This is a genomic window from Pseudomonas sp. H1_D04 (genome assembly GCF_054683855.1).
The window spans coordinates 307604-332571 of record NZ_CP162826.1 but is presented as its reverse complement, the minus strand read 5'-3'; the positions used below and the strand labels follow the sequence as shown (position 1 = coordinate 332571).

The 24968-nt window shown below is 59.5% G+C and carries 26 protein-coding genes; 12 read left to right on the top strand and 14 right to left on the bottom strand.

The annotated features are described in order from the left end of the window. Positions 1-16: 16 nt before the first annotated feature. Together AB4N82_RS01610 and AB4N82_RS01605 are read left to right on the top strand one after the other, a co-directional pair. A complete protein-coding gene (locus tag AB4N82_RS01610; RefSeq protein ID WP_032889060.1) occupies positions 17-502 on the top strand; it encodes a glutathione peroxidase in 486 nt (161 codons plus the stop codon). After that, positions 499-990 carry a MarR family winged helix-turn-helix transcriptional regulator gene (locus tag AB4N82_RS01605; RefSeq protein ID WP_099601466.1) on the top strand — a complete coding sequence of 164 codons (492 nt, stop codon included), beginning with the start codon at positions 499-501 and terminating at the stop codon, positions 988-990. Before AB4N82_RS01610 ends, AB4N82_RS01605 begins: the two co-directional genes overlap by 4 nt. Here AB4N82_RS01605 and AB4N82_RS01600 read toward each other — a convergent pair. Further along, a complete protein-coding gene (locus AB4N82_RS01600) occupies positions 944-3253 on the bottom strand; it encodes a hybrid sensor histidine kinase/response regulator (protein WP_122765382.1) in 2310 nt (769 codons plus the stop codon). The two genes, AB4N82_RS01605 and AB4N82_RS01600, sit on opposite strands and share 47 nt — an antisense overlap. 163 nt (positions 3254-3416) lie before the next feature. Here AB4N82_RS01600 and AB4N82_RS01595 point away from each other — a divergent pair, with 163 nt between their 5' ends. Together AB4N82_RS01595 and AB4N82_RS01590 are read left to right on the top strand one after the other, a co-directional pair. Beyond that, positions 3417-4307, top strand: coding sequence for an ATP-binding protein (locus AB4N82_RS01595; protein ID WP_032889064.1), 891 nt, complete (start codon positions 3417-3419; stop codon positions 4305-4307). Beyond that, the gene (locus tag AB4N82_RS01590) at positions 4304-4786 is read left to right on the top strand and encodes a GAF domain-containing protein (RefSeq protein WP_032889067.1); all 483 of its coding nucleotides are present in this window, start codon (positions 4304-4306) and stop codon (positions 4784-4786) included. Before AB4N82_RS01595 ends, AB4N82_RS01590 begins: the two co-directional genes overlap by 4 nt. Positions 4787-4811: 25 nt before the next feature. Here the strand turns inward: AB4N82_RS01590 and AB4N82_RS01585 are convergent, their stop codons facing one another. The 8 genes from AB4N82_RS01585 to AB4N82_RS01550 form a co-directional block, all read right to left on the bottom strand. Beyond that, on the bottom strand, positions 4812-8447 hold the full coding sequence (locus AB4N82_RS01585; protein WP_122765331.1) for a transporter substrate-binding domain-containing protein: 3636 nt from the start codon (positions 8445-8447) through the stop codon (positions 4812-4814). 8 nt (positions 8448-8455) lie between these two features. Next, positions 8456-9076 (bottom strand): response regulator transcription factor, encoded by a 621-nt coding sequence (locus tag AB4N82_RS01580; RefSeq protein WP_032889068.1) that lies wholly within the window; start codon positions 9074-9076, stop codon positions 8456-8458. A gap of 256 nt (positions 9077-9332) precedes the next feature. After that, complete coding sequence (locus tag AB4N82_RS01575; protein ID WP_122765332.1) at positions 9333-9728, bottom strand: response regulator; 396 nt, start codon at positions 9726-9728, stop codon at positions 9333-9335. A 171-nt stretch (positions 9729-9899) separates the two neighbouring features. Beyond that, entirely contained in the window at positions 9900-11231 is a 1332-nt protein-coding gene (locus AB4N82_RS01570) for a deoxyguanosinetriphosphate triphosphohydrolase (protein ID WP_095184233.1), read from the bottom strand. A 71-nt stretch (positions 11232-11302) separates the two neighbouring features. After that, a complete protein-coding gene (locus AB4N82_RS01565) occupies positions 11303-12466 on the bottom strand; it encodes an EAL domain-containing protein (protein ID WP_122765333.1) in 1164 nt (387 codons plus the stop codon). 94 nt (positions 12467-12560) lie between these two features. After that, a complete protein-coding gene (locus tag AB4N82_RS01560; protein WP_032889075.1) occupies positions 12561-12902 on the bottom strand; it encodes a hypothetical protein in 342 nt (113 codons plus the stop codon). Then, on the bottom strand, positions 12899-13288 hold the full coding sequence (locus AB4N82_RS01555; protein WP_032889077.1) for a phage holin family protein: 390 nt from the start codon (positions 13286-13288) through the stop codon (positions 12899-12901). The genes AB4N82_RS01560 and AB4N82_RS01555 overlap by 4 nt, the downstream gene beginning before the upstream one ends. 4 nt (positions 13289-13292) lie before the next feature. Further along, the gene (locus AB4N82_RS01550; RefSeq protein ID WP_032889079.1) at positions 13293-13607 is read right to left on the bottom strand and encodes an ElaB/YgaM/YqjD family protein; all 315 of its coding nucleotides are present in this window, start codon (positions 13605-13607) and stop codon (positions 13293-13295) included. Positions 13608-13953: 346 nt separating this feature from the next. On the opposite strand from AB4N82_RS01550, the gene AB4N82_RS01545 reads away from it, so the two are divergent. Further along, a complete protein-coding gene (locus tag AB4N82_RS01545) occupies positions 13954-15162 on the top strand; it encodes an ammonium transporter (protein ID WP_032889301.1) in 1209 nt (402 codons plus the stop codon). Here the strand turns inward: AB4N82_RS01545 and AB4N82_RS01540 are convergent. Continuing rightward, positions 15153-16874 carry a cation:proton antiporter gene (locus AB4N82_RS01540; protein WP_122765334.1) on the bottom strand — a complete coding sequence of 574 codons (1722 nt, stop codon included), beginning with the start codon at positions 16872-16874 and terminating at the stop codon, positions 15153-15155. The two genes, AB4N82_RS01545 and AB4N82_RS01540, sit on opposite strands and share 10 nt — an antisense overlap. A gap of 147 nt (positions 16875-17021) precedes the next feature. On the opposite strand from AB4N82_RS01540, the gene AB4N82_RS01535 reads away from it, so the two are divergent. The 3 genes from AB4N82_RS01535 (at position 17022) to AB4N82_RS01525 (ending at position 18632) form a co-directional block, all read left to right on the top strand. Continuing rightward, positions 17022-17258 (top strand): glutaredoxin family protein, encoded by a 237-nt coding sequence (locus tag AB4N82_RS01535; RefSeq protein ID WP_032889083.1) that lies wholly within the window; start codon positions 17022-17024, stop codon positions 17256-17258. A 74-nt stretch (positions 17259-17332) separates the two neighbouring features. Beyond that, on the top strand, positions 17333-17668 hold the full coding sequence (locus tag AB4N82_RS01530; RefSeq protein ID WP_032889084.1) for a hypothetical protein: 336 nt from the start codon (positions 17333-17335) through the stop codon (positions 17666-17668). A 73-nt stretch (positions 17669-17741) separates the two neighbouring features. Beyond that, positions 17742-18632 carry a pseudouridine synthase gene (locus tag AB4N82_RS01525; protein ID WP_122765383.1) on the top strand — a complete coding sequence of 297 codons (891 nt, stop codon included), beginning with the start codon at positions 17742-17744 and terminating at the stop codon, positions 18630-18632. A gap of 55 nt (positions 18633-18687) precedes the next feature. Here AB4N82_RS01525 and AB4N82_RS01520 read toward each other — a convergent pair whose 3' ends face one another. Next, positions 18688-18909 carry a YgdI/YgdR family lipoprotein gene (locus tag AB4N82_RS01520; protein ID WP_032889086.1) on the bottom strand — a complete coding sequence of 74 codons (222 nt, stop codon included), beginning with the start codon at positions 18907-18909 and terminating at the stop codon, positions 18688-18690. Between the two features lie 80 nt (positions 18910-18989). Beyond that, positions 18990-19592: a molybdenum cofactor guanylyltransferase MobA gene (gene mobA / locus AB4N82_RS01515; RefSeq protein WP_122765335.1), complete on the bottom strand. Its 603-nt coding sequence runs from the start codon at positions 19590-19592 to the stop codon at positions 18990-18992. A 76-nt stretch (positions 19593-19668) separates the two neighbouring features. On the opposite strand from mobA, the gene moaB reads away from it, so the two are divergent. Both moaB and AB4N82_RS01505 read left to right on the top strand, forming a co-directional pair. Beyond that, the gene (gene moaB, locus AB4N82_RS01510) at positions 19669-20208 is read left to right on the top strand and encodes a molybdenum cofactor biosynthesis protein B (protein ID WP_032889090.1); all 540 of its coding nucleotides are present in this window, start codon (positions 19669-19671) and stop codon (positions 20206-20208) included. Next, a complete protein-coding gene (locus tag AB4N82_RS01505) occupies positions 20192-21418 on the top strand; it encodes a molybdopterin molybdotransferase MoeA (protein WP_122765336.1) in 1227 nt (408 codons plus the stop codon). Before moaB ends, AB4N82_RS01505 begins: the two co-directional genes overlap by 17 nt. 129 nt (positions 21419-21547) lie before the next feature. Here the strand turns inward: AB4N82_RS01505 and AB4N82_RS01500 are convergent, their stop codons facing one another. Next, on the bottom strand, positions 21548-21877 hold the full coding sequence (locus AB4N82_RS01500) for an EscU/YscU/HrcU family type III secretion system export apparatus switch protein (RefSeq protein ID WP_032889094.1): 330 nt from the start codon (positions 21875-21877) through the stop codon (positions 21548-21550). After that, positions 21874-23451, bottom strand: coding sequence for a flagellar hook-length control protein FliK (gene fliK, locus AB4N82_RS01495; RefSeq protein ID WP_122765384.1), 1578 nt, complete (start codon positions 23449-23451; stop codon positions 21874-21876). Before fliK ends, AB4N82_RS01500 begins: the two co-directional genes overlap by 4 nt. 200 nt (positions 23452-23651) lie before the next feature. Here fliK and ccmA point away from each other — a divergent pair, with 200 nt between their 5' ends. Together ccmA and ccmB are read left to right on the top strand one after the other, a co-directional pair. Continuing rightward, entirely contained in the window at positions 23652-24287 is a 636-nt protein-coding gene (gene ccmA, locus AB4N82_RS01490) for a cytochrome c biogenesis heme-transporting ATPase CcmA (protein ID WP_122765337.1), read from the top strand. Beyond that, positions 24284-24952 carry a heme exporter protein CcmB gene (ccmB, locus tag AB4N82_RS01485; RefSeq protein ID WP_003189951.1) on the top strand — a complete coding sequence of 223 codons (669 nt, stop codon included), beginning with the start codon at positions 24284-24286 and terminating at the stop codon, positions 24950-24952. The genes ccmA and ccmB overlap by 4 nt, the downstream gene beginning before the upstream one ends. Positions 24953-24968: the final 16 nt, after the last annotated feature.

The following is a 24968-nucleotide window of genomic DNA, read 5'->3' as shown; positions in this document are numbered from 1 at the left end:
TTATCGAGGCACTGCCATGAGCAACGACCTGCTGAGCATCCCTTGCACCACCATCAAGGGTGAGCAAAAGACCTTGGCCGATTTCGCCGGCAAGGCCGTGCTGGTGGTCAACACTGCCAGCAAGTGCGGCTTCACCCCTCAGTACAAGGGGCTGGAACAGCTCTGGCAACAGTACAAAGACCAGGGCCTGGTGGTGCTGGGCTTTCCCTGCAATCAGTTCGGCAAGCAGGAGCCCGGTGACGAAGGCGCTATCTCAACGTTCTGTGAGCTGAATTTCGGTGTCAGCTTTCCGTTGTTCAAGAAGATCGACGTCAATGGCAGCGATGCCCATCCACTGTTCGTGCAATTGAAAAAACAGGCGCCGGGCCTGTTGGGGTCCAAGGGCATCAAGTGGAACTTCACCAAGTTCCTCATCGGCCGTGACGGCCAGGTGGTCAAGCGCTTCGGCCCTACCACCAAGCCAAAAGACCTTACCCAAGAGATCGAAGCTCTGCTCAAATGACCGACTTGCCCGCCGTGTCCCTGGCACTGGATAACCAGCTGTGTTTCAAACTCTACGCCGCCTCACGGGCCGTGACCCGCGCTTATAAGCCGATGCTCGACCAGTTGGGCCTGACTTATCCGCAATACCTGGCGATGCTGGTGTTATGGGAATGGCACGACGCAGCCCCTGAGCAGCCGACGGTCAAAGCTCTGGGCGAACGCCTGATGCTCGACTCGGGCACGCTGACCCCCTTGCTCAAACGGCTGGAGCAGATTTCACTGGTGCGGCGCCGGCGCAGTGCCCAGGATGAACGGGAGGTGCATCTGAGCTTGAGTGACACCGGCGTGGAACTGCGTGATCAGGCTCTCGTTCTGAAGACTCGGCTGTTGTGCGACAGCGGGGTTGATCTGAATCAGGCAGACACCTTGCGCGATGGCCTGGATCAGTTATTGGCGCAGATCAGAGCGCTGTCGTCCGAGGCACCCACAGGTCCAGCAGCGCATTGAGTTCTTCGCGGCGGAACGGTTTAGCCAGATAGTCATTCATCCCCGCCGCACGGCAGCGCTCTCGTTCTTCGGGCATGGCGTTGGCAGTCAGCGCGACAATCGGCAGGTCTGGCCAGCGCCCGCTGCGGCGAATCTGCCGGCTGGCCTCGTAGCCATCCATCACCGGCATGTTGCAGTCCATCAGCACCATATCGAAGCGTTGTTCTTCAAGAAACTTTAGTGCTTCACCACCGTGGGCGGCCACTATCACTTCGCAGCCCAGCTTGCTGAGCATGCCCTTGGCCACCAGTTGGTTTACCGGATTGTCCTCCACCAGGAGTATGCAGCCGCGATGCGCGAGTGGGGCGGCATCCAGTTGGATGGGGTCAAGAACCAGGTGCATGTCGGTGCGTAAATTGCGCTGAAGAATCTGGTACAGCGCGTTGCGGCTCAAGGGGCGTGCTTGCTGGTGCAAAGGCGCCAACGCCGCGACCTCTTCGCTGGGCATGAAATTGCCATAGGCCGTCACCAGCAGGATGGGCGCGGTAATGCCCGGTCGTATACGGAACAGACACTCAGGGCAGTCGCTAATCAGCAAGTCAGGCGTTTGCCCGCTCAAGTCGTCATCCATGGTGAAACATTGGGGGGTAAGGCCCCAACTGGGCAGCAGGGTCGTGAGCAACTCGGTCAGGCCACCGCCGATGTTGGTGATGGCAACGACCTTGCCTGTGAGAGGCGGTGGCTGCACGGCGGGCAAGTGGGTAGGTAATGGCAGTTGCGCACAGAACTGGCTGCCAAAGCCTACCTCTGAACTGATACTCAACCGTCCCTTCATGGCTTCACACAGATTGTGAGTCAACGCCAGACCCAGCCCTGTCCCGCCAAACTGACGAGTGATCCCGGCGCCGGCCTGGGTGAACGGCTGGAATATTTTCACTTGCGCTTCCTGCGCAATGCCGATGCCGGTATCGCAGACCTCAATGCTCACGCCGCCGTCGTAAGTGCGCAGGCGCACATCAACTCGACCGAAGCGCGTGAACTTCAGAGCGTTGGACAGTAAGTTGCTGACGATCTGACGTACACGGGTCGGGTCACCTAGCACTTGGGCCGGGAACTGCGGGTCGATCAAACACGTCAGTTCCACGCTCGGTGCGGCATTCTGCGACAAGAGGTTGGCGGTATCTTCAATCAGTGCACCAAGGTCGAACGGGATGCGCTCCAGCTCCAACTGACCAGCGTCGAATTTGGACAGGTCGAGAATGTCGTTGAGCAACTCCACCAGCACTTTGCCGGAGTCATGGGCGATAGACAGTTGCTGGCGCTGCTCAGCATTCAACGCGCTGTCCAGCGACAGCGCGATCATGCCCAGCAGGCCGTTGAGCGGGGTGCGGATTTCGTGGCTCATGTTCGCCAGGAAGGCTGCCCGAGCCTGAGCCATGCCTATTGCATTCATCTTCGCCGTTTCGAGCTCATCGTTGGACTGGGTCAGTCGCTGGTTGCTAGCCTTGAGTTCAAGTGTGCGGGCGGAGACGATATCTTCCAGTTGCCCCAGGTATTCCGTCAGTCGGTCTTCGGCGTGGCGGCGCTGCTGGATTTCGGTTTCCATATTTTCAAATTGCTGGTTGGCGACGTTCACCAGTACGCCGATTTCGTCATTCTCATGCCCCGGCGGACAGTCCAGGTGGGCCTGCTTGCGAGTGCTCAACTCACGAATGATGCGCACCAGCGGCTGGGTCAGCATCACGTAGAACAGACCCAGCAAAATCCCGGTCAGTAATAGGCTGCGTACGAATCCGTTGAGCAGGGTGATCTCGGCGCGGTGTAGGAACCGGCTGCCGAAGGCGTAGGTGTCTACATCCAGACGCAGTACACCCAGTGGGTCGTTGGGCATATGGCTCAGGAACAGTTGGTCTTCGAACTGGCGGTTGGCGCCAAACATGAAGTCACTGATAGGCCGGTAGGTGCTTTCTCTACGAGGCCGGTCGACATCGGCGAGCACCACGCCATTGTTGTCGATCAACTGCGCACGAATGATGGCAGGGGAGTGCAACAGTCCGAGGGTCAGTTCCTGGGCCAATTCAGCATCGATGTTGTAAGCAATACGTGATGCTGGGTTATGGCTGATTTCGATCAGTGAGCGTATTTCACGGTTGATGGATGCGTCTTCGCTGGCATAATCAATGCCGATTTGGATCAGGCTGAGCAAGGTTCCCAAGACGAAACCGACCAACACAGTCAATCTGGCTTGTTTATAAGACAAGCGGTGGGCGAACTTGATATCCATCGAGTGTTGAACCACTTCACGTTTCCCTTCGCCCGGCAAGCATAGCTGAACATCCACAGGCTGAGGCTTGCCCGGCATGAACCGTTTTTTACGCAGCCCCAAGCGGTCTGTCGCAGGGTTGCCAATACGCCATCTTTTACAAGAACTTGCCAGAGGAATAATCGTGGATTCTCGATTGAATGCCTTTCTGGAGCGAGCCGATGCAGTGCTCGCTCGCCTGGAGCCCTTGTTGCCCGCGCCACGCCAAGCCATCGACTGGAGCCACTGTCTGGCCGCCCGCTGGCAGCGCGAAGGCCGAAGCGGTTTTCTGTTGCCACTGGACGTAAGCCTGGACATGCGTCTTTCCGACCTGATCGGTGTAGACAAGCAGCGTGAAACATTGGCGCGTAACACCCAGCAGTTTCTTGATGGACTGCCTGCCAATCATGCGTTGCTGTGGGGCTCGCGCGGCACCGGTAAATCGTCCATGGTGCGCGCGTTGCTCGCTCATCACGCGAAGGCCGGTTTGCGCCTGATCGAAATCGAGCGTGACCACCTGGCGGATTTGCCCCGTGTGGTTGAGCAACTGCTCAAGCTGCCGCAGCGTTTCATCCTGTTTTGTGATGACCTTTCGTTCGAAGCCGGCGAGGGCGACTACCGTGTGCTCAAGAGCGTGCTGGATGGTTCCCTGGAACAGGCGCCTGAAAACGTGCTGCTGTACGCGACGTCCAACCGCCGTCACCTTGTGCCGGAAAATCAGAGTGACAACGACAACTGGAAGAGGGTGGATGGGGAACTGCACCCCAGCGAGGCCGTGGAAGACAAGATTGCCTTGTCAGACCGTTTTGGCTTGTGGCTGTCCTTCTACCCGTTCACCCAAGAGCATTTCCTGGATGTGGTCGAGCACTGGATCGGTGAGCTAGCGAGCAAGGCCGGTTTGCAATGGCAGCGCGACGAAGCCCTCGACATTCTCGCGGTGCGCTGGGCGACCGGGCGCGGTAACCGCAACGGCCGCTGCGCGTATCAATTTGCCCGTTACTGGGTGGGTCTCAAATTACTGGAGCGTCAACCATGATCGATTTACAACAAGCCGGCACTGGTCTCGGTGGCTACGCCCTACTGTGTGCCCAATTGGAGTCGCTGCTGGCTGATGAGCGCGATTTCATCGCCAACAGCGCGCAGTTTTCCGCTTTCCTCTTTAGCCAACTGGATGACTTGAATTGGGCCGGCTTTTACCTCAATCGCAATGAAGAACTGGTGCTTGGCCCCTTCCAGGGGCAGATCGCCTGTGTGCGTATTCCGTTTGGCCGAGGGGTCTGCGGCGCTGCTGCAGCGTCGCAGCAGACCCAGCGAGTAGAGGATGTGCATGCATTCCCAGGACATATCGCCTGTGACAGCGCGTCTAACAGTGAGCTGGTCGTGCCACTGCTCAAGGACGGTAAGTTGATCGGCGTCCTCGACCTCGATAGCCCGTCGTTGGCCCGCTTTACCCCTCAGGATCAGGCCGGAATCGAACAGTTGGCGGCAATTTTCCTCCGCTTGACCGACTGCTGATCAAGTGAGGGGCGCAACCCGCCCCTTATTGGCCATCCAGTCTTTGAAGCCGCTCTTGCAGCATCCTTTCGAGTTCCAACATCAGCTTTTCCAATGACTTCACGCCTATTTCGATCAAGGGCCTGTCATCACCACGGGCACAGGCCTGTTCGAGGGCTTCGCACCGCGAGGCCAGCGTACTGGCCTGGACAATTCTGGCCGCGCCCTTGATCTTGTGAGCCTGTTCGATGATGTCCTGGGGCGATGCCTGCGCAACCATCAGTGCGACAAGTTCCTGGCGATCCTCACGACTGCTGCTCAGCAACTCCTCCAGCAGCAGACGACTCATCTGCGGATCGCCACCGGTAAGGGCCTCGAAGTTGCCAATGTCCTGGATCAGGCCGGTGGGTTGAGGACTGATTTTCGCCAGTTGCTGCTCCAGCGCCGTGAGATTGATAGGTTTGAACAGGCAGTCATTCATGCCCGCCTGTGCGCAGCGTTTTTTCTCTTCTGGCTGGGCATTGGCGGTAAAGCCCAGTACCACACAAGGGGTTAGATTCTCGCGTTGCTCGTATTCACGGATTGAGCAGCTCAGCTCGTAACCATTCATGATCGGCATATTGCAGTCGGCGATTACCAAGTCGAAGTGCTCCTGGCGCCAAGCCTGGAAGCCCGCCGCGCCGTTCTGGGCAGCGGTGAACTGGTGGCCCAGGTAGCCGAGTTGCTGGCACATCAACAGGCGATTCGCCGGGTGATCATCAACCACCAGTACATTGAGCACAGACACGCTGGCAGGTGTTGTTGGCTTGAGTTCGTCGACTACCGGCAGTGCCTGCAGGCGATTCATCTTCAGGCTCACATGCACCTGCGTGCCGACCATAGGCACGCTGCTCAGGCTTAGTTGCCCACCCATCATCGCGCACAGGCTGCGACAGATCACCAGCCCCAGGCCCGCACCGCTCCTGGCCAGATGTCCCGAATTGTCCGCCTGGGCAAAGGGTTCGAACAGACGCGTTTGATCGTCCCGGCTGATGCCGATGCCGGTGTCTTCCACCACCAGCTTCATCTCGATCTGCTGCGCCAATTCAGTGTTGGATACATGCACCTTGATTTTTACTTGGCCACGTTCAGTGAATTTGATCGCATTGCTGATCAAGTTGGACAGCACCTGCTTGAAGCGCAGGGGGTCAATCAGGACTTCGGTGTCTTCAAGGTCTGGCGTGAATTCGAGCAACAGGCTAAGGCTCTTCTGGCGTGCCAGGCCGTCGAATACACGCACTACCGATTCGATCACCTCCCTCAGGTTGACGCGTTCGGGCGCCAGGCTGAGGCGACCGGACTCAATACGTGCGATGTCCAGGATGTCGCCGATTAGCTCCAGCAGATCCTTGGCCGAGTTGTAGGCCACTTCGATGGCCGGCCGATCAAGGTGGCCCTGGTCTGCCCGCTTGAGGGTCAGCTCCAGCATGCCAATCACCGCGTTCATAGGCGTACGGATTTCATGGCTCATGGTGGCGAGGAACGTGCTTTTGGCACGATTGGCTTCGTCGGCTCGCTCCTTGGCGGTGCGAAGTTCGTCGAACAGCTGACGTCGCTCGCTGATGTCGATCCAGCCACCGATGATGCCCTGAACTTCACCGACGGAATCGCGGTAGGGAAGGATCCAGTGGTAGATCGTCAGTTTCTGTCCACGAATATGCAGGGTGCGGTCCACGATCATTGGCCTGCCTTCGGCCACCACACGTTGATAGTCGGCATGATATTGCGCCGCTTCCGCCGCGAGAGCTGTACTGATCTGAACTGCGCTTTTACCGATCACGTCTTCGCGCTTGACGTCAAAGACCTGCAGGTAACTATCGTTGCAGGTCTGCAACAGTCCCTTGTTATCACGCACGTAGATCGGATGCGGGGTTTCATTGACCAGTGCGCGCATGAACTCGAACTGGTCATTGAGGGCGCGCTCGGCCATTTTCCGGTGCCTGATTTGGCGGCGCATGTAAGCGTTCCAACTCAGTGAAATCAGCAACAACAACCCGGTGCCGATGATGATGCGCGCAATCAGTTGGTGATAGTCACGCCAGTAGCTGTCGGAGGCTGCGGAATAGCCGCGCCAACGGCTATTGATCACACCCAACTCGTCAGGGGCGACGCTGAGCAAGGCCTTGTCGAGGATCGAACTGAGTTCGGTGGCGCTGCGTGATGTTGCCAATCCAAAGGTGGCGGGCATTGTGCCAATGCTGAAGCTGATTTGAATCTTGTCTTGGAACATCTGCGAGGTCAGGAAGTAGTTGGCGACTACCAGAGTATTCACGGCCCCCTCAACATTGCCCTGTACGAGGAGTTCGGCTGATTTGAACGTGTCCCCCGTTTCTACTAACTGAATCTTTGGGAACTGCTCAATCAGGAGTTTCTTCAGTGGGCTGCCTTGAGTGATCGCCAGTCGTTTGCCCGACATTTCCTCCAGGCTTGTAGGTGCCTGGCCGTCCTTACGCGTCAACATTACGTAGGAGTTTTCCAGGTAGGGGCGACTGAAGTTCAGTTGGGCTTCCCGCTCGACGCTGGGGGCGATAGCGCCAATGATGTCTGCTTTGCCGGCCTCGACCTGTTCGATCATCGTGTCCACATCACGCGCGCGCTGGATGTCGAAGCGCAACCCGGTGCGCAGGCGAATCAGTTCCAGGAGGTCAGCGGTGATTCCGCGAAAGTTGCCATCGTTGTCGAAGAACGTCAGCGGCGCAAAGGTGGGGTTCACGATCACCTTGACCACCGGGTTATCCTTTAGCCAACGTTCTTCGCGCAGGGTCAATTGCAACTTTTGGTCGGTCAGCAGAATGTCACTGCCGGCACTCCAGCGCTTGGCGATCGCCTCCCGTTCGGTGGTCGGCACGGCCCTCAGTGCCGCGTCGACGATGCTCAACAGTGTTTGCTGGTCCTGGAGCATTGCGAAGCTGAACCCATAGGCTTCATGTTTGCCGAAGTTGGCCATGCGGATGTTTTTCAGGTAGCCCTTGTTGATCATGTAGTGGGTGGAAATGGTATCGCCGAGAAAGACGTCAGCCTGGTCGAAAGCCACTGCATTCAAAGCGTTTTGGTAAGAGGGGTAGGCGCGGATGACGGCTTTGGGGTACAGCTTTTCCACCTCCGCCAGTGGTAGATAGTGGTAGACCAGTGCCAGGCGCATCCCGGCCAACCCCTCGCTCAGACTGCGGGTTTCGCCTTCGCGGGTCACCAGGACGGGTCGATCCACGGCATAGGGTTCCGACAGGATCAGGTTAGGTTTTGCCGCTTCAAAGCTGTTGGAAGAGCCCAGTAAGTCGATATCCCCTGCTTCGAGGGCACGAATGGCGGCTTCTCGGGAGGGGTAGCGCATCACTTTCACCGGCAAGGCCAGTGCCATGGCCAGCAAGCCAGCGTAATCAGCGGTGAGTCCCTCATAGTCGCGCCCGCTGGAGGTGAGGTCAAAAGGTGGGTAGTCAGGGAACGCAGTGCCCAGCACCAGTTCGCGTTTGTTCTGGAGCCATTGGCGCTGGCCCTTGTCCAAGTGGGTTTCCAGCTGTACGGAGCTTGCTCGACTCAATAGGTTGAAATGTTCCGTGCTCGCTGGAGGTGTCGCAGGCACAGCGGTGCTGAAGCACAAGCCGGCACTCAATATAATCAAATAGTCCTTTATACGCCTGGGCATCCGGTTTCTCACACTAGCGCGTTTCGTTTTGCCAACTCGATAAGTTCTACCAAGGACTTGGCTTGAAGTTTTTGCATCAGCCTCTTTTTATATGTGCTTACGGTTTTGTTACTCAGGAACATGCCTTTTGCGATTTCCTTGTTGGTTCGGCCTTGTGCAAAAAGTTGCAATACCATCAACTCTCTATCATTAACGGCCTTGAACAGTTCAAGTTCCTTGCAGCTCTCATCGTTGGCGTTCAAGGCCTGGCTGGGGAAATAGTTGTAGCCGGACAGTACGGCACGGATGGCGCTCATCAGTTCACTCAGGTCGCCTTCCTTGCATACATAACCATCGGCCCCCGAACGCATGCAGCGTGTGGCAAAGAGAGTGGGGGATTGAGCCGTTAAAACCAGGGTTTTCATCGAAGCGCTCATGGCGTTGAATCGGCAAAGCACTTCGAGTCCATCGAGTTTGGGAATGCTGATGTCCAGGATGATCAGGTCCGGCATGCATTCGCGGACCATTTGTATCGCGTCGCATCCATTATCCGTTTCGCCGACTACTTTGAAGTTTTCCTCGTGCTCCAACAACATGCGTATGGCCAGTCTTATAACGGGGTGGTCATCAATAATAAAAACTGTGTTCATGATCATATTCCATGCAAGTGCAAATAAAGCGGGCACATTAGCTCAGAAGGTGAGGGGTAAGCATGAACTTGAGGGGGTGCAGGTATAAAACAGGAAAGTTCCTACATTAAAAAAGGTAAAGCCCTACCGGGCGTGAAGGCGTCGCGATACGAGCAGCCAGGGTTTCCCAAGGGGATGGGTTAGCGTGTGATTGCAAGGAGTTTGCGACACTTATACGTAAACTTTTCGACGGCCTAGTTTGTTTAAGTTCCTACACTTATAGCGTGAGTAATATATGGATCAAGCCTGCAAGTTCATCTTTATTCAACGGCTTTTGCAAATAGCCGAGCAATGGCAGGTCACGTTCAAGGGCTTGGTTATGCAGCGCTGACAGTTCTGCCTCGGGAAGCCCGCTGAGCAAGATGGCGGCCTTTATAAAGCATTGGCGACTGGCGATTTCAATCAACTCGAGCCCGGGCAGGTCGGGCAGACACTGGTCGCACAGGAGGATGTCGAAGGGCGTTTGGGCCTGCGTCATCAAACGGATTGCCTGTCCGGCGTTTTCCGCCGGGGTCAGTTGCTCAAAACCAAAGCTCTTGAGCAGGCACTGGGTGGCGAGCAGTTGAAAGGGATGGTCCTCCACCAACAGGATTCGAAGGGGGTAATTGGGCATAGAGGGCACACGGTGAGTGAAGCGTCGATGGAGGGCATGTAGGAACTGTTCGCCAGATTTGCCCGGAGCGTGAGCGATTATTCCTCGGGAGTTTGTGCGAATTCGATCAGGCCGCTCTGTTCCCGTCGTAGGGCGATTCTCTTCAGGGAACAGGCAACTTGATAAATGACGTTACTGAGGGCTCGAACGCCCGGTCATTTCCCGCGCCATCTCGGTGGCATAGCTGTCGGTCATGCCAGCGATAAAGTCGATCATGCGCAGGAACGAGGCGTGCAACGGCCAAGCCGGGTTCGGTGCATTGTTACCCAGCAGGTCGAGAATACGCCGGTTCTTGAAGGAGGGCGTTCGTCCGCCATGCTGCTCCAATGCCGCGCCGCAAAAAGCGTTCAGCAGTATTTCCAACGTGGTATAGGCGCCAATTTCATGCAAGGTCTTGCGTTTGTCCTGGAAGATTTTCTTGCGTGCCATGTCTTTGGCATCCAGTACGCAGCGTTTGGCCGGCCCGTGCATATGCTCCACCAAGTCGCCGGGCAGGGTGCCGGCCAGCAAGGCATCCTGCTGTTCGACGAAGGCTCGCGCCGCCGCGTTGGTCAAATGCTCAATGGCTTTGCCGCGCAGGATCGCCAGCTTGCGTCTGCGCGAGTCCTGAGATCCCAATTGCCGATAGGTCTGCGGCAGGTCGTCGCCTACCAGGTCGAGCAGCAGCGACTCGACTTCGGCGTATTCCAGCAAGTCCATTTCCAGGCCGTCTTCCAGGTCGATCAGGGCATAGCAGATGTCATCTGCGGCTTCCATCAGATAGACCAATGGGTGACGGGCCCAGCGTTGTTCTTCCAGTTGCGGCAGACCGAGCTTGTGGGCGATCTGTTCGAGGATCGGCAGTTCGCTCTGGTAGCAGCCGAACTTGTGTTTCTTGTAGCCCAGGGCGTCGGCGTGGCGAGCGGTCCAGGGGTATTTCAGGTAGGTGCCCAGGGTCGCGTAGGTCAGTCGTGTACCGCCGTCGAACTGATGGTATTCGAGCTGGGTCAGTACCCGAAAGCCTTGGGCATTGCCTTCGAAATTGAGGAAGTCGTTGCGCTCGGCGCTGCTCATGTCGTCCAGCCAGCCACGCCCGGCGGCCTGTTGGAACCAGTGCCGGATGGCGTCTTCGCCCGAATGCCCGAACGGCGGGTTGCCAATGTCATGGGCCAGGCAGGCTGATTGCACCACCATGCCCAGATCACTCGGTTCGCACCAGTCGGGCAGTGCACTGCGCAGGGTTTCACCGACGCGCATGCCGAGTGAGCGGCCCACGCAACTGACCTCCAGGGAGTGGGTCAGGCGGGTGTGGATATGGTCGTTGCTGGACACCGGGTGCACCTGGGTCTTGCGGCCCAGGCGGCGAAATGCGCCGGAGAAAATAATGCGGTCATGGTCTTTGTGAAAAGGGCTGCGGCCGAGTTCTTCCGGGCTGTGCAGGGGCTTTCCAAGCCGTTCGCGGGTAAGCAGGGTAGGCCAATCCAAGGCGGGTACTCTCCGTGCGGTGAATGACCCTCCCAGCTTCCCGGTTCCACCTTGGCGGGGCAAGCGAAAATCTACAACCCGGCGGCGTCGATATCAATTAACAGCAAGCGCTGACCGTTATCGAAGAATTGTCCGGCAGTGAGGCAATACTGGTTGGTGGTGGCGTCGCGATACGTCGACGACAAGGTCAGGCGCCGCTCGTCCCAACCTTCGGCCAGCAGGTGATAGAAATACGGGCGCCATGACCAGTTGTGGCCCAGGTAACGGGTGTCGGCCTGCCAGGCGTCCTGGCGCCATTCGAAGTTCGGCGTGAGTTGCGTGCCATGTCGGTCGCACTGATAAAAGCGCAGCAGCCATGGGAAATCCTGCAATTGTGGTAACTGGCTAAGCGGTGCCTGGCCCAGGGCCCAGCTTTGGAGGATTTTCATCAGCTCGGCCAACTGTTGGCGCAGGTCCATGATGCGTCCACGCTCTGCCAGCTTCTGCTGGACGTACGCTGCGCGCAGTTGGGCAAAGCGTGGCACGAAGGCGTCGGTGGTAAACCAATCCAGCTGTGCCTGCGCGAACAGATAGCCCTGTACATAGCGCGAGCCGCATTCCAGGGCAAAGCTCAGTTGTGCTTCAGTTTCCACGCCTTCGGCAATGATCCAACAGCCGGTTTTTTCCGCCATCTGCGCCAGCGCCCGCACGACGTCACTGCTTGGCCCGCCCTTGGCGGCTTCCTGGAAAAGGCGCATGTCCAACTTGAGGATATCCGGCTGCAACGCCAGCACCCGGTCAAGCTGGGAATAGCCGGCACCGAAGTCATCAATGGCAATACGCGCACCGGCCTCGCGATAACGCGCGACCACATCGGCCAGGCGCTGGATATCGCCACCCAGTTCGGTGATCTCGAACACAATGCGCTGCGGGTCAACGCCGTGGGCGTGGATTTGTTTCAAGCTCGGCAGGGCCTGGCCCGGACGCAACCGGTTGATCCAGCGGGGCGAGATGTTCAGGCTCAGAAACCAATCGTCGGGGGCTTCATGCAGGCGGCTTAAGGCATTGTCGCGGATCTGACGGTCGAGGCGTCGCAACGTCGTGCCTGGCGTGCGCGGGTCCGCGAACAACGGGCCCACAGACTGCAAGCTGCCGTCAGCCTGGCGCAGGCGACCCAAGGCCTCGACGCCGGCAATGCGTCCGGTGGCAGTGTCAATAAACGGCTGGAAGCAGGCGAGCGGTTGCCCGTCAATCACAGGACCTCCTTATGAGAGGTAGCGAAAAAAGAGGCCCGGCCTTCAATGACGAAGGCCGGGCCGATTCTGTTTGCAAGAATGCAGCCAGCAGGGCTCATCCTTTTCGGGAAGTACCTGCCATCGCTAATTTGATCAGCGGGATCAAACCTGCGCCCAGCCGCACCAGCCGGGTCACGCTGCTGATACTGCCGCCCTTGGCACCCTTCCCGGTAAAGAAGCCCATCAGCGTCACTGCCGCCACGCCCCACAGCGGCGCGTGCTTGATGCCCAGGCTGTCCTGCCAGTTGTGGCGCATGTCGCGCACTTTGTGCAGCGGAGCCATCAATTGTTGGGACTCATGACGGATTTCCTGGCGGTGCATTTCCATGCGCAGGCGAATCAGTGCCTTGCGCATTTCTCGACGGGATGTGTTGTGCGGGATCTCAGTCATGCTCATGGCAGCAGGCGCTCCCGATCATTGGCCAGCTCTTCAAGCGTGGCGTGGAAGGGCGTGGACTCATCGAAAACTGCTGCTTTCAAGCGCACCCCGCAGAACGCGGCGGCCAGGCTGTAGAACAAGCAGAGGCAGATGATCCCGGTGAGACGGTAGCCGGTGTCCCAGACCAGGATCATCACCAGCGTCGACAACCCGACCAGCAACAACAGGGCAAACACCAAGGCCAAGCCGGCAAACAGCAGCAGGCTGACGGTGCGTGCTTTCTGCTCCTGCAATTCGATGCCGAACAGTTCGACGTGGCTGTGCAGCAAGCCTAGAACGGCCGCGCCCAGGCGTCTTGAGGTAGAACTTGCGCCCGTGGCCGAGCCGCTTTCGCCGATAGACATAATGTTAGCGCCTTGTAGCCAATAGGCCGATCAGAAAGCCCACGCCAGCGGCAATACCCACCGACTGCCAGGGGTTGGCCTGTACGTAGTCTTCAGTAGCGGTGACCGCAGCTTGGCCGCGCTCGCGCAGGGAGTCTTCGGTCAGTTGCAGGGTTTCACGGGCCTTGAGCAAGCTTTCATGAATCTTGCTGCGCAGTTCGTCCGCCTGATCACCCGCCAGGATCGCGGTGTCATCCAGTAGCTTTTCGGTATCACTGACCAGGGTTTGAAAATCCGCCATCAGTATCTCTTGGGCTGTCTGTGCTGTTTTTCTGGCCATGGTTATCTCCGTGATTGGCTGATCGGTACGTGTGGTTTCGAGTCACCGGCGTCGGTGAAGGTTCACTGCAATTGCGTGGTACAGCTTTTGCTTTGCCTTGGTGCGCATGCACGGGTGCCTGCGCTGAATCTGGGCGGTAAGGCCTCAAGCCATCAAAAACCTTACCTTAAATAACTGAAACTCGCGGAAAAACCCTGTCGGCAACAGCCTGTTGTGTTGATCGCTGCGCTAAAGCGGTTCACGCCCTGTGAAGAGGGGCGGTACCGGCGGTGCCAATTTAGTGCGCGCAACCGTGGCTTGAACCGCTTTGGTGCTTTTTGCCTTTAATGCAGGCCTGCCAACCTTCATGGAAAATTTGCAAAGTGCGGTGGACACTCTGGTCCACAGTTCAAACACCCTGTTTATCCTGATCGGCGCGGTCATGGTACTGGCGATGCACGCCGGCTTCGCATTCCTGGAAGTCGGCACCGTTCGCCAAAAAAATCAGGTCAACGCGCTGTCGAAGATCCTCAGCGACTTCGCCATCTCTACTTTGGCCTATTTCTTTATAGGCTATTGGATCTCCTACGGCGTGAGCTTCATGCAACCGGCGGCAGTGATCAGCGCGGACCATGGCTATGGCCTGGTGAAATTCTTCTTCCTGCTGACGTTTGCGGCAGCGATCCCCGCGATCATCTCCGGCGGCATTGCCGAGCGTGCGAAGTTTGCTCCGCAGTTGTGCGCTACCGCGTTGATCGTGGCGTTTATCTACCCGTTTTTCGAAGGCATGGTCTGGAATGGCAATTTCGGCCTGCAAGCCTGGTTGCTCGCCACCTTTGGCGCCAGCTTTCATGACTTCGCCGGTTCTGTCGTGGTGCACGCCATGGGCGGCTGGCTGGCGCTGGCGGCGGTGTTGCTGTTGGGCCCGCGTAACGGACGTTATCGGGAAGGACGCTTGGTCGCCTTTGCGCCATCGAGCATTCCATTTCTGGCGCTGGGTTCTTGGATTCTCATCGTCGGCTGGTTCGGCTTTAACGTGATGAGCGCGCAAACCCTCAACGGCGTCAGTGGCCTGGTGGCGGTCAACTCGTTGATGGCGATGGTCGGCGGCACCGTTGCTGCGCTGGTGATCGGCCGTAATGACCCAGGCTTCCTGCATAACGGCCCGCTCGCCGGGCTGGTGGCGATCTGCGCCGGTTCCGACCTGATGCATCCGGTAGGCGCGCTGGTGACCGGTGTGGTCGCCGGTGGGCTGTTTGTCTGGTGCTTTATCGCCGCCCAGGATCGCTGGAAAATCGATGACGTGCTGGGCGTGTGGCCATTGCATGGCCTGTGCGGTGTGTGGGGTGGGGTTGCCTGCGGCATCTTTGGCCAGACCGCGCTGGGCGGCCTGGGTGGCGTGAGCCTGGTCAGCCAGTTGATCGGCACCGGCCTCGGCGTGGCAGTCGCGTTCGGCGGCGGCCTGTTGGTGTATGGGGTGATCAAACGCGTCGGTGGCCTGCGCCTGAGTCAGGAGCAGGAGTACTACGGTGCGGACCTGTCGATCCACAAGATCGGCGCGGTCAGTCAGGATTGATCGTCGCTGTTCGGCGGCGTGAAAGAGCCGTGCAGCAGGCGATAGCGGTTGTGTCGCACTTCATCGACCCGCGCCTGTACCTGGTGGTCCGGAAGGCCCAGCAGGATCAAGGCGTGGGAGGCGAGCATCAGGCTCGACTCCAATAGTTCGGGCACCACTTCGCTGGCGCCCGCAGCTTTCAGATCGGCCCACTGGCTGTCATCGCGAGTGCGCACCAGAATCGGCACCTCGGGGTTGATACGGCGCGCCTCTTTCAACACCACCAGGGCGACATCGCTGTTGTCCACGGCAATGACCACCAACCGCGCGCGTTCCAGGCCCACCGCACTGAGCAGGGCGCCGCGACGGCAGTCGCCGTAATGCACGCTGCTGTCCTCGGTGGCGGCTTCCTGTACCCGTTCCGGGTCGTCATCCAGGGCGATAAAAGCTTGTTGTTCCCGTCGCAGAAAGCGCCCGATGGACTGCCCGACACGGCCGTAGCCACAGATCACTGCATGGCCGCGTAACTCGGCATTGAGCGCGGTGATTTCCTCCAGTTGCACTTGCTGGTTGGGTTTGCGGTGCAGGCGCAGGGCAATCGCCGGGGCGGCGCGCAACAGCAGTGGCGTCAGCAGCATCGAGCAGAACGTGGCGGCGAGCAGCAAGCCATTGAATTCATCCGGGATCAGCCGGCTTTGCTGCATTTGCGCCATCAACGCAAAACAGAACTCACCGCCCTGGGCGAGGGCCAAGCCGCTGCGCCAGGCGGTTTCGCTGTCGCTGCCCCGCAGCTTGACCAGCACCGCTACCACGCACCCCTTGATCAGCATCAGCGCGAGGGTCAGGCCGAGGATCAGCAGACTGTGGCTGATGAACAATTGCAGGTCGATCAACATGCCGATACTGACGAAAAACAGCCCCAGCAGGATGTCGCGAAACGGTCGGATATCCGCTTCGATCTGATGGCGGTAATGGCTTTCGCCCAGCAGCATGCCGGCCAGGAAGGCGCCGAGGGCCGGCGACAGACCCAGCAAATGGGTGAGCCAGGCGGTCAGCAACACGATCACCAGTGCAAGCAACACAAACAGCTCCGCCGAGTGGGACGCGGCGACTTCATGGAACAGGCGCGGCAACAACCAGCGACTGGCCAGCAGCAGGCCAACAAACAGCAACACGGTTTTACCCAGGGTCAGCGGCAGCGCCCAGTACCAGGCTTGATCGCTGCTGCCGGCAAACACGGGCACCAAGGTCAGTAGCAACACGGCTACCACGTCCTGGAACAGCAGCACGCCAATCGCGTTCTGGCCATGGCTGCTGAAGATTTCTCCGAGGCTGGTCAGCTCTTTGCTGACGATGGCCGTGGATGACAATGCCAAGCCCGCACCCAGCAGCAACGCGATGCCGGGCGCCACACCAAAGCCCATCAACAAGCCTCCAAGCAGCGCACTGCACCCCAGCACCTGCAAACTACCCAGGCCAAAGACCACGCGGCGCAGGGCGAGCATCTTTGTCAGGGAGAACTCCAGGCCCAGGGAAAACAACAGGAACACCACGCCAAGCTCGGCGAGGTCGGGCAGCTCTTCGCTGTCATTCACCCAGTCCAGCGCCGTAGGTCCCACGGCGAGGCCCACACACAGGTAGCCCAGCACGGGCGGCAGTTGCAGTCGGCGAAACAGCGCAATCACCACAAGGGATGAGGCCAAAATGATCAGCAGGTTGGCGAACACGAGCATCTCCGTTGCAGGGTGAGCGGGCAAAAAGCCGCGAGAATCGCTGAATCAGTTATACGTCATGCTGATCTGTGTCAGGGTTTATCGGCTCGCCACGGGTCTTACGCAAGCCTAGAATGTTGATCTGTTTTCTGATCAGGTCCTTTCGCCATGCTTCCTGAATGCCAGTTGTTCGGCACCCTGGGTTGCCATCTTTGTGAGATTGCCGAAGCCGAAATCATGCCGCTCGTCGAACACGGGCTGTTGGTGGAGCTGGTTGACATCACCGATCCCCAAGATCTCACCGACGTCTATGGGCTGCGGATTCCGGTGCTTCGACGGGTAGATACCGGCGCCGAATTGGACTGGCCCTTTGACGCTGAACAGGTCGTTGCCTTCCTGCGTTGACGTTTATGCGATGGCGGGTTTCCAATTATTACGTTACTGTATGTTTGTACAGCGATTGAATAGAGGGAACGCCCGTGGTGAATGTTGAACAACTGAAAAGCAGCGTCAATCGCATGTCCGCCGACGTCGTGCGCGACGCGGTGAACGAGCTGCGCCTCGATGGCTTGGTCACGGAAGGCAAGACGCCCTTTAACAAAGTGCATTTCAATACCTGCTTCGCGGAGATCGAAGCGTTGTTCCAGCGCGCCGGTTACCACAAGCAACTGGATGTGGTGGGTTATCAGGGCTTGCTCTACGCCTTGTACGATCCCGGTCGCTGGGAAGCGGTGGATGTGCTGCGTTGGCTCAAGGAATTCACCGAAGCGGCCAGTGCGTCGCCGATCCTGCGCACGCAATTAGCCAAAGCCTGAGATCCGCCCTAGGCTCAATCCCGCGTCGTGCGGGATAATGCCCATCGGTTTTTTCAAGGCTTCGAGCATCGGCATGTCCACTTCCGGTTTTTCCGCGTCCCAACACCAAGCCAGCACTCTCTACTTGCCGCCAGGCCCTTGGGCGACCGTGCTCGATTGCCTGTGCGAGCACTTCCCGGCGATCAGCCGTGAGCACTGGCTGGACCGCATCGCCCGCGGACGGGTATTGGATATCAACGGCAGCCCCATCAAGCTGGACCTCGCCTACAAGGAAGGTCTGTGCATTTACTACTTCCGTGAAGTGCCGAACGAAAAGGTGATTCCGGTGCAGGAAACTATCCTGTACGCCGACGAGCACTTGGTGGTCGCGGATAAACCGCATTTCCTGCCCGTGACCCCGGCCGGAGAGTACGTCGAGCAAACCCTGCTGCGCCGCCTGATTCGCCGCCTGGATAATCCGTCGCTGGTACCCCTGCACCGTATCGACCGGCACACCGCCGGGCTGGTGCTGTTCTCGGCCAAACCCGCCAGCCGCTCGGCCTATCAGCAATTGTTCCCCAAGCGCCAGATCGATAAATTCTACGAAGCCATTGCCCCGGCCTTACCTGGTTTGACGTTCCCGTTGGTGCACAAAAGTCGCCTTGTGGACGGCGAACCCTTCTTCCGCATGCAGGAAGGCGAGGGCGCCAGCAACACCGAAACGGCGGTGGAGGTGCGGGAAAAAAATGGTGATCTATGGCGCTACGCCCTGTTTCCCGTGACCGGTAAGAAGCACCAACTGCGCGTGCACATGACCGCGCTGGGAGCGAGCATCTGCAATGACCCGTTCTACCCGGACGTGCTCAAGGATGCCGTCGACGATTACGCCAACCCGCTCAAGCTGCTGGCCCAGGGCGTACGGTTTATCGACCCGGTCACCGGCGAAGAGCGTCGTTTTCGCAGCCAGATCACCCTCGATTGGTAACCCCCGGAAACGACAAGGCCCGCGCGAGGCGGGCCTTGTAGGCAAACGCTAAGACTTACAGGTCTTTAACGGTGCGGACCTGATCTTTATTGATACGGGTCTGCTTGCCGTCCAGTTGTTCGAACTCGTAGAAGCCCGAATCCTTATCGAATTTAGGGGTGTCGACGGCCTGGATTTCGCGACCGTCATTCAGGGTGATCACTGTCGGCGAGGCGCAACCGGCGAGGGTGGCGATGCCCAGTGCAAGCATGAGAGCGGCGATGGTCCGTTGAGTCATGGGTTTGTCTCCGAGAGAATACTTTTTAATTGCTGACCTTGAGACGCGTAAGGCGTCGCCAAAGTTCCTTGTGCGAAAGTTCATTCTGACACGTCAGAGCTCGGCTGTAACAGCTCCGGCGTATTAAGGTTGGCCAGCCGTGGGTCATCCGCCGGGCACTCCAGCCCCACGCCGCCCAATCGCAGGAATATCTTGCGCGGGCTTCGCTCACCGGCTTGCCAGGCCTGTTCTACCTCGGTTTTGAGGTGTGTAGGGATGATGCAGATCAAGGGTTCCCAGAATTCGCCGTGGCGCACCATCACGGGCACCAATGGGTTTTGCCGCGCGGTCTTAAGCAGGTCGGTCAGTAGGATCGCGTCGATAGCCGGCACGTCGCACGGCAATATCAGCAGGTGCTCATGGCGCGCTGCGGCCAGCCCGGCGCGGATACCGGCGAGCGGGCCCGGAAAGTCCGGGCTGTCGTCGCTCACCAGCGTGTCGGCATAGGGCGCGTAGAGGTCCTGGTTGCGATTGCACGAGATGATCAGGTCATCCGTCAACGCTCGCACCAAGCGCTGTAGATGGGCGATCAATGGCTGGCCGCGCCATGCCAACAGACCTTTGTCCTGGCCGCCCATGCGCTGGCCGCGCCCGCCGGATAACAGCAAAATCGAGCAGGGAAGGGGCGAAGAATCTAACGACATAAAGGTTCCGCTGCGGCAGGTAAATAGGGGCCTGTGATATAACACCGGGCTGTTCCTCCGACAACCGGACCGTGCCATGAAAGCTAAGGCTGATGCGCCCTTCGTACCCCTGAATATCGCTGTATTGACCGTCAGCGACACCCGCACCCTGGACACCGACACCTCGGGCCAGGTTTTCGTCGACCGCCTCACCGCCGCCGGGCACAACCTGGCCGAGCGCGTACTGCTCAAGGACGATCTCTACAAGATCCGCGCCCAGGTTGCCCATTGGATTGCCGAAGACGTGGTGCAAGTGGTGCTGATCACCGGCGGCACCGGTTTCACCGGCCGTGACAGCACTCCCGAAGCCGTGAGCTGCCTGCTCGACAAGCAGGTCGACGGCTTTGGCGAACTGTTCCGCCAGATATCCGTGGCCGACATCGGCACCTCCACCGTGCAATCCCGTGCCCTGGCCGGCTTGGCCAATGGCACCCTGGTGTGCTGCCTGCCGGGTTCCACCAATGCGGTGCGCACGGGTTGGGACGGCATTCTTGCCGAGCAGTTGGACAACCGCCATCGCCCCTGCAACTTCGTCCCGCACCTGAAACAGGCCGCGCCTTGTGAATCCCGTGGGTAAGCCTGGCAAGACCGGCGCGCTGATGCCCGTGGAAGAGGCGCTGCAGCACCTGTTGGCGCTGGCCGAAGCTGCGCCGATCCGCGAGCCGCACGCCTTGCCCCTGGCCGAGTGTGATGGCCGGGTATTGGCGCAGGATCTGGTCTCCACCCTCGACCTGCCGCCGTGGCCGAACAGTGCCATGGACGGTTACGCGCTGCGCCTGGCGGACTGGACCGGTGAGCCGCTGGTGGTGAGCCAGCGCATCTTTGCCGGTCAGGCGCCTGAACCTCTGGCCGCGGGCACTTGCGCGCGCATCTTCACCGGCGCACCGGTGCCGCAAGGCGCCGATTGCGTGGAGATGCAGGAAAATGCCGTGGTTCACGCCGATGAGCGCGTGAGCTTTACCGAGCCCCTGCACGCCGACCAGAACATCCGCCCTCAAGGCCAGGAAACCACGGTCGGTGAACTCGTTTTGTCAGCCGGGACGCGCTTGGGCCCGATTGAGCTGGGCCTGGCTGCGTCCCTCGGCTGTGATCGTCTGAATGTAGTGCGCTGCCCGCGCGTGGCCGTGCTGTCCACCGGCGACGAGTTGATCGAACCCGGCTTGCCGCTGGGGGCCGGCCAGATCTACAACAGCAATCGTCGCGTGCTGTGCAGTTGGCTTTCACGCATGGGCTGTGAAGTGATCGACGCCGGGATCCTGCCGGATGACTTGGAACAGACCCGCACGCGATTGGCGGGCCTGGGCAGTGTCGACCTGATCCTGTCCACCGGTGGCGTGTCGGTAGGTGAAGCGGACTTCCTTGGCATCGCCCTGCGTGAAGAAGGCGAACTGGCCCTGTGGAAGCTCGCGATCAAACCTGGCAAGCCACTGACGGTCGGGCATTTCCGTGGCGTGCCGGTGATCGGCCTGCCGGGTAATCCGGCCTCGACCCTGGTGACTTTCGCACTGTTGGCGCGCCCCTACATTCTGCGTCGCCAAGGTGTGGCCGACGTGGAGCCGTTGCGGTTCGAAGTCCCGGTGGGATTCGTCTGGCCGAAACCGGGCAATCGTCGCGAGTATCTGCGCGGGCGCATCGAGCAGGGCAAGGCGATCATCTACCGTAACCAAAGCTCTGGCGTGCTGCGCAGCGCGGCGTGGGCGGAGGGGTTTGTGGAGGTGTTGGAAGGGACGACGCTGGCACTCGGTGATCGGGTTAATTTCATCCCGCTGAGCGAAGTCCTGAACTGAACACAAGTCCAAATGGGAGAGGGGGCTTGCCCCCGATAGCGGTGCTTCAGCCACACATCAGGTGACTGACACTCTGCCATCGGGGGCAAGCCCCCTCTCACATTTGGACCTTTGTGTGCCTGTGGCTATTCAGTAGTCGTCGCCACGCTCCGTGACGTCCCGCTCCACAGGCCGCGCATCCGGGTCATAGCCCACCGGGAACTTGCCCTTCAAGGTCCAGGCAAACGCAATGATCTCCGCGATGGTGCGGTACAACTCCTCCGGAATGCTGTCGCCCAGTTCCATGCGCGCCAGCAGCTTTACCAGCTCGGCGTTTTCATAGATCGGCACTTCATTTTCCCGCGCCAACTTGAGGATGGCTTCGGCCAGGGCATCGTCGCCCTTGGCGGTCAGGGTCGGCGCTTGCTGGCCGTCGTACTTGAGGGCAATCGCCTGGCGCGGTGGGTTGGAGTTCTTCATGCGGTTTCATCCACCCAGCGTTGCTCCAGTCCGGTTTTCGGCCCGCGTGGTGGCGTACCCAGATGGCAATCGAGGTCGCCGACGTTGATCCCCGAAGTCACCAGCCGCTCGCGCAAGTTGCCCAAATGGCTTTCGATCAGGCTGGCGGTGAACGGGCGAGTTGCCCACAGTTGGCTCGACAGTTTGCCCTGAGTCAGTTGCGCCTGGACCTGCAATGGCCCCAGCGGCTCCATATCGAATGCCAGCTCGACGCGCCATAGCATTTGCTTGGGGTCTTTGCGGTCTTTGCGTTCGGGCTGGTCTTTGTCTGGCGCCGGTTCTTCGCGCTGGAACTTGACCTGCAACGGCACGATGTCCTGCAGCGTGCGCATAGGAATTTCCAACTGCCAGGTGGTTTGCAGGCGGCCATCGGCGGTGGTGCCGGTCTGTTCCAGACTCGACAGTTGGTGGCTCTGTAACCTGGAAATGGCCCCGGCTGCCAAACGCAGCAGGTTTTCCAGGTCGCCTTCGCCTTCAAGCTTCGCCATCAGCCGCTCGGGCAGTGGAAAGCTGACCGGTGCCTGCCGCGCGCTGACTTGGCCCAGCGTGTTCAGTGGGCTGCGCACAAAATTGGGCAATACCTGGGCCAGCGTGTTGGCCGCAAGAATGGCGTTGAGGTTGGTACTGGCGGGCAGGGCGGGCAATAGGTCCGCGACAAGGCGCAGCAGTGCGCCCTTCATGTCCAGTGGTGGTATTTGTGGATTCTGTCCTGCGAGTAATTTGGCCTCCAGAAAGGCGCCGCTGTTCTGAATCACTTGAGCCAGGACTTTGGGGTTACTGACCTGTGCCAGATCAGGCAACGCCGCGAGCAAACGGTCGGCGGCGGCGCGCAGATCGGCGGAAGTACTGTCGCCACGGGGCAGGTTTTGCAGGGCGGTGAACACCGCATCCAGGGAGCCCTGGCGACTTTGCTGGGTCGACAATTGTTGGGTGACCGCCAATTGATCCTTGAGCCCGCTCAGCGGCACGAAATTCAAGGTCTGCGCGTTCTGCACCACGGCGCTGAGCAGGCTGCCTACGCGCAACGGCTGTGGGCTTTCCACCGTCAGTGTCGCGCCGGCCAGGGCGTTATTCAGCACCGTCACCAACGAACGATAGATCGCCGGTTGCGCCGTGCCCTGTGGCAGCATCTGAGTGGTCAGTACCTTGGCTTGCAACAACGTACCTTCCGGGACTTTGGCGGTATCGATGCGGGTGAGGGCGGCGACGTTGGCACTCAAAGCCTGTTGCAGGCTGAGGGTCAGATTGCCCGCTGGCGTCTGGCTCACCGCCACATTGCTGCCTAAGGGCAAGGGCTGCACGCTGCTGGCCTGCACCAGCGTCTGGCGGCCGCCGTCCAAGGTCAGCTTGAGCAGCAACTGAAAGGCTTCACCACCTTGTTTAAGGGCGATGACTTCGGCATTCGCGGTTTTCCCAGGGTCGATCAGCCCAATTTGCGGCTCCAGCAGTTTCAGCAGTGCTCCAGGCGCAGGCGCGGAGCTTTGCCCGGCTGCCGGGGTGGGAGGAAGCGTAGGAAGGTTGATCTCGCCGGTCATCGTGCGCATCGTCTCTGGGGAAATTGCCCTCTTTAGCGTAGGGCATCGCATGTATAATGCCGCCCGTCTGCAAAGAGAGCGCTAAAAACCTCACAACTATTTGATCCAGCTCTCTAAAATCGGTCGCCAAAGCCGTTATTGTGCTTCTTTCTATAACGGCCGCTGCACCGCCGACTTGAACCGTAAAGGCCCGCGATCTCTTGACCAGCCCTCTTCTTGAAGCCGTAGCGCTCTCCTGTGAACGCGACTTGCGCCTGCTGTTCGAGCACCTCGACCTGCGTGTGGCGGGTGGCGATATGGTGCAGATCAGCGGTCCCAACGGCAGCGGCAAAACCAGTTTGCTGCGCCTGCTGGCCGGGTTGATGCAACCCACGGCCGGTGAAGTGCGGCTTAACGGCAAGCCCCTCAACGAACAGCGCACCGAGCTTGCACGCAACTTGATCTGGATCGGCCACGCGGCCGGCATCAAGGACGTGCTCACTGCCGAAGAAAACCTCAGCTGGCTCAGCGCCCTGCACCATCCTGCTTCCCGCGATGCCATCTGGCAGGCCCTGGCCGCTGTGGGCCTCAAGGGTTTCGAAGACGTTCCCTGTCACACCCTGTCCGCCGGCCAACAGCGCCGCGTGGCCCTGGCGCGCCTGTACCTGCCGGGCCCGCCACTGTGGATTCTCGACGAACCCTTCACCGCCCTCGACAAACAAGGCGTCGCCCAGTTGGAAGAGCACCTGGCGCTGCATTGCGAGCAGGGCGGAACCGTCTTGCTCACCACCCACCACACCCTGGCGCGCATGCCCGCCGGTTACCGCGACCTTGATCTGGGCCGGTGGTCGGCATGAGTGTCTTCGCCCTGCTGGTCGCCCGCGAAGCACGGCTGTTGTGCCGTCGCCCGGCTGAATTGGCCAACCCGCTGGTGTTCTTTGCCATCGTGATTGCGCTGTTCCCGCTGGCGGTCGGCCCCGAGACTAAACTGTTGCAAACCTTGTCGCCGGGGCTGGTGTGGGTCGCGGCCCTTTTGTCTGTCCTGCTCTCGCTGGACGGGCTGTTTCGCAGTGATTTCGAAGACGGTTCCCTGGAACAGTGGGTCCTTTCGTCGCACCCTCTGCCACTTCTGGTACTGGCCAAGGTGCTGGCACACTGGGCTTTTTCCGGCCTCGCGCTAGTCTTGCTCTCGCCGCTGTTGGCGATGATGCTGGGCTTGCCCGTCGAATGCCTGCCGGTGTTGCTTTTGTCCTTGTTACTCGGCACGCCAGTGCTCAGCCTGTTGGGGGCCGTGGGCGCAGCGTTGACCGTCGGTTTGAAGCGTGGTGGCCTGCTACTGGCCCTGTTGATTCTGCCGTTGTATATCCCGGTACTGATCCTTGGCAGCGGCGCTTTGCAGGCCGCGCTCATGGGCATGCCGGCGACCGGTTACCTCCTGTGGCTTGGTAGCCTGACCGCCCTGGCGGTAACCCTGACACCCTTTGCAATAGCCGCCGGCCTGAAGATCAGCGTCGGCGAATAATGAGGTCTGACCCAGC

Coding starts and splice junctions, on each gene's coding strand:
- AB4N82_RS01500 (WP_032889094.1), bottom strand. CDS start 21,877: ATGAAGAACTCCAACCCACCGCGCCAGGCGATTGCCCTCAAGTACGAC.
- fliK (WP_122765384.1), bottom strand. CDS start 23,451: ATGACCGGCGAGATCAACCTTCCTACGCTTCCTCCCACCCCGGCAGCC.
- AB4N82_RS01605 (WP_099601466.1), top strand. CDS start 499: ATGACCGACTTGCCCGCCGTGTCCCTGGCACTGGATAACCAGCTGTGT.
- AB4N82_RS01575 (WP_122765332.1), bottom strand. CDS start 9,728: ATGCCCAATTACCCCCTTCGAATCCTGTTGGTGGAGGACCATCCCTTT.
- AB4N82_RS01585 (WP_122765331.1), bottom strand. CDS start 8,447: ATGCCCAGGCGTATAAAGGACTATTTGATTATATTGAGTGCCGGCTTG.
- mobA (WP_122765335.1), bottom strand. CDS start 19,592: ATGTCGTTAGATTCTTCGCCCCTTCCCTGCTCGATTTTGCTGTTATCC.
- AB4N82_RS01540 (WP_122765334.1), bottom strand. CDS start 16,874: ATGCTCGTGTTCGCCAACCTGCTGATCATTTTGGCCTCATCCCTTGTG.
- AB4N82_RS01580 (WP_032889068.1), bottom strand. CDS start 9,076: ATGAACACAGTTTTTATTATTGATGACCACCCCGTTATAAGACTGGCC.
- AB4N82_RS01545 (WP_032889301.1), top strand. CDS start 13,954: ATGGAAAATTTGCAAAGTGCGGTGGACACTCTGGTCCACAGTTCAAAC.
- ccmB (WP_003189951.1), top strand. CDS start 24,284: ATGAGTGTCTTCGCCCTGCTGGTCGCCCGCGAAGCACGGCTGTTGTGC.
- AB4N82_RS01600 (WP_122765382.1), bottom strand. CDS start 3,253: ATGGATATCAAGTTCGCCCACCGCTTGTCTTATAAACAAGCCAGATTG.
- AB4N82_RS01550 (WP_032889079.1), bottom strand. CDS start 13,607: ATGGCCAGAAAAACAGCACAGACAGCCCAAGAGATACTGATGGCGGAT.
- moaB (WP_032889090.1), top strand. CDS start 19,669: ATGAAAGCTAAGGCTGATGCGCCCTTCGTACCCCTGAATATCGCTGTA.
- AB4N82_RS01525 (WP_122765383.1), top strand. CDS start 17,742: ATGTCCACTTCCGGTTTTTCCGCGTCCCAACACCAAGCCAGCACTCTC.
- AB4N82_RS01520 (WP_032889086.1), bottom strand. CDS start 18,909: ATGACTCAACGGACCATCGCCGCTCTCATGCTTGCACTGGGCATCGCC.
- AB4N82_RS01535 (WP_032889083.1), top strand. CDS start 17,022: ATGCTTCCTGAATGCCAGTTGTTCGGCACCCTGGGTTGCCATCTTTGT.
- AB4N82_RS01610 (WP_032889060.1), top strand. CDS start 17: ATGAGCAACGACCTGCTGAGCATCCCTTGCACCACCATCAAGGGTGAG.
- AB4N82_RS01590 (WP_032889067.1), top strand. CDS start 4,304: ATGATCGATTTACAACAAGCCGGCACTGGTCTCGGTGGCTACGCCCTA.
- AB4N82_RS01560 (WP_032889075.1), bottom strand. CDS start 12,902: ATGAGCATGACTGAGATCCCGCACAACACATCCCGTCGAGAAATGCGC.
- AB4N82_RS01555 (WP_032889077.1), bottom strand. CDS start 13,288: ATGTCTATCGGCGAAAGCGGCTCGGCCACGGGCGCAAGTTCTACCTCA.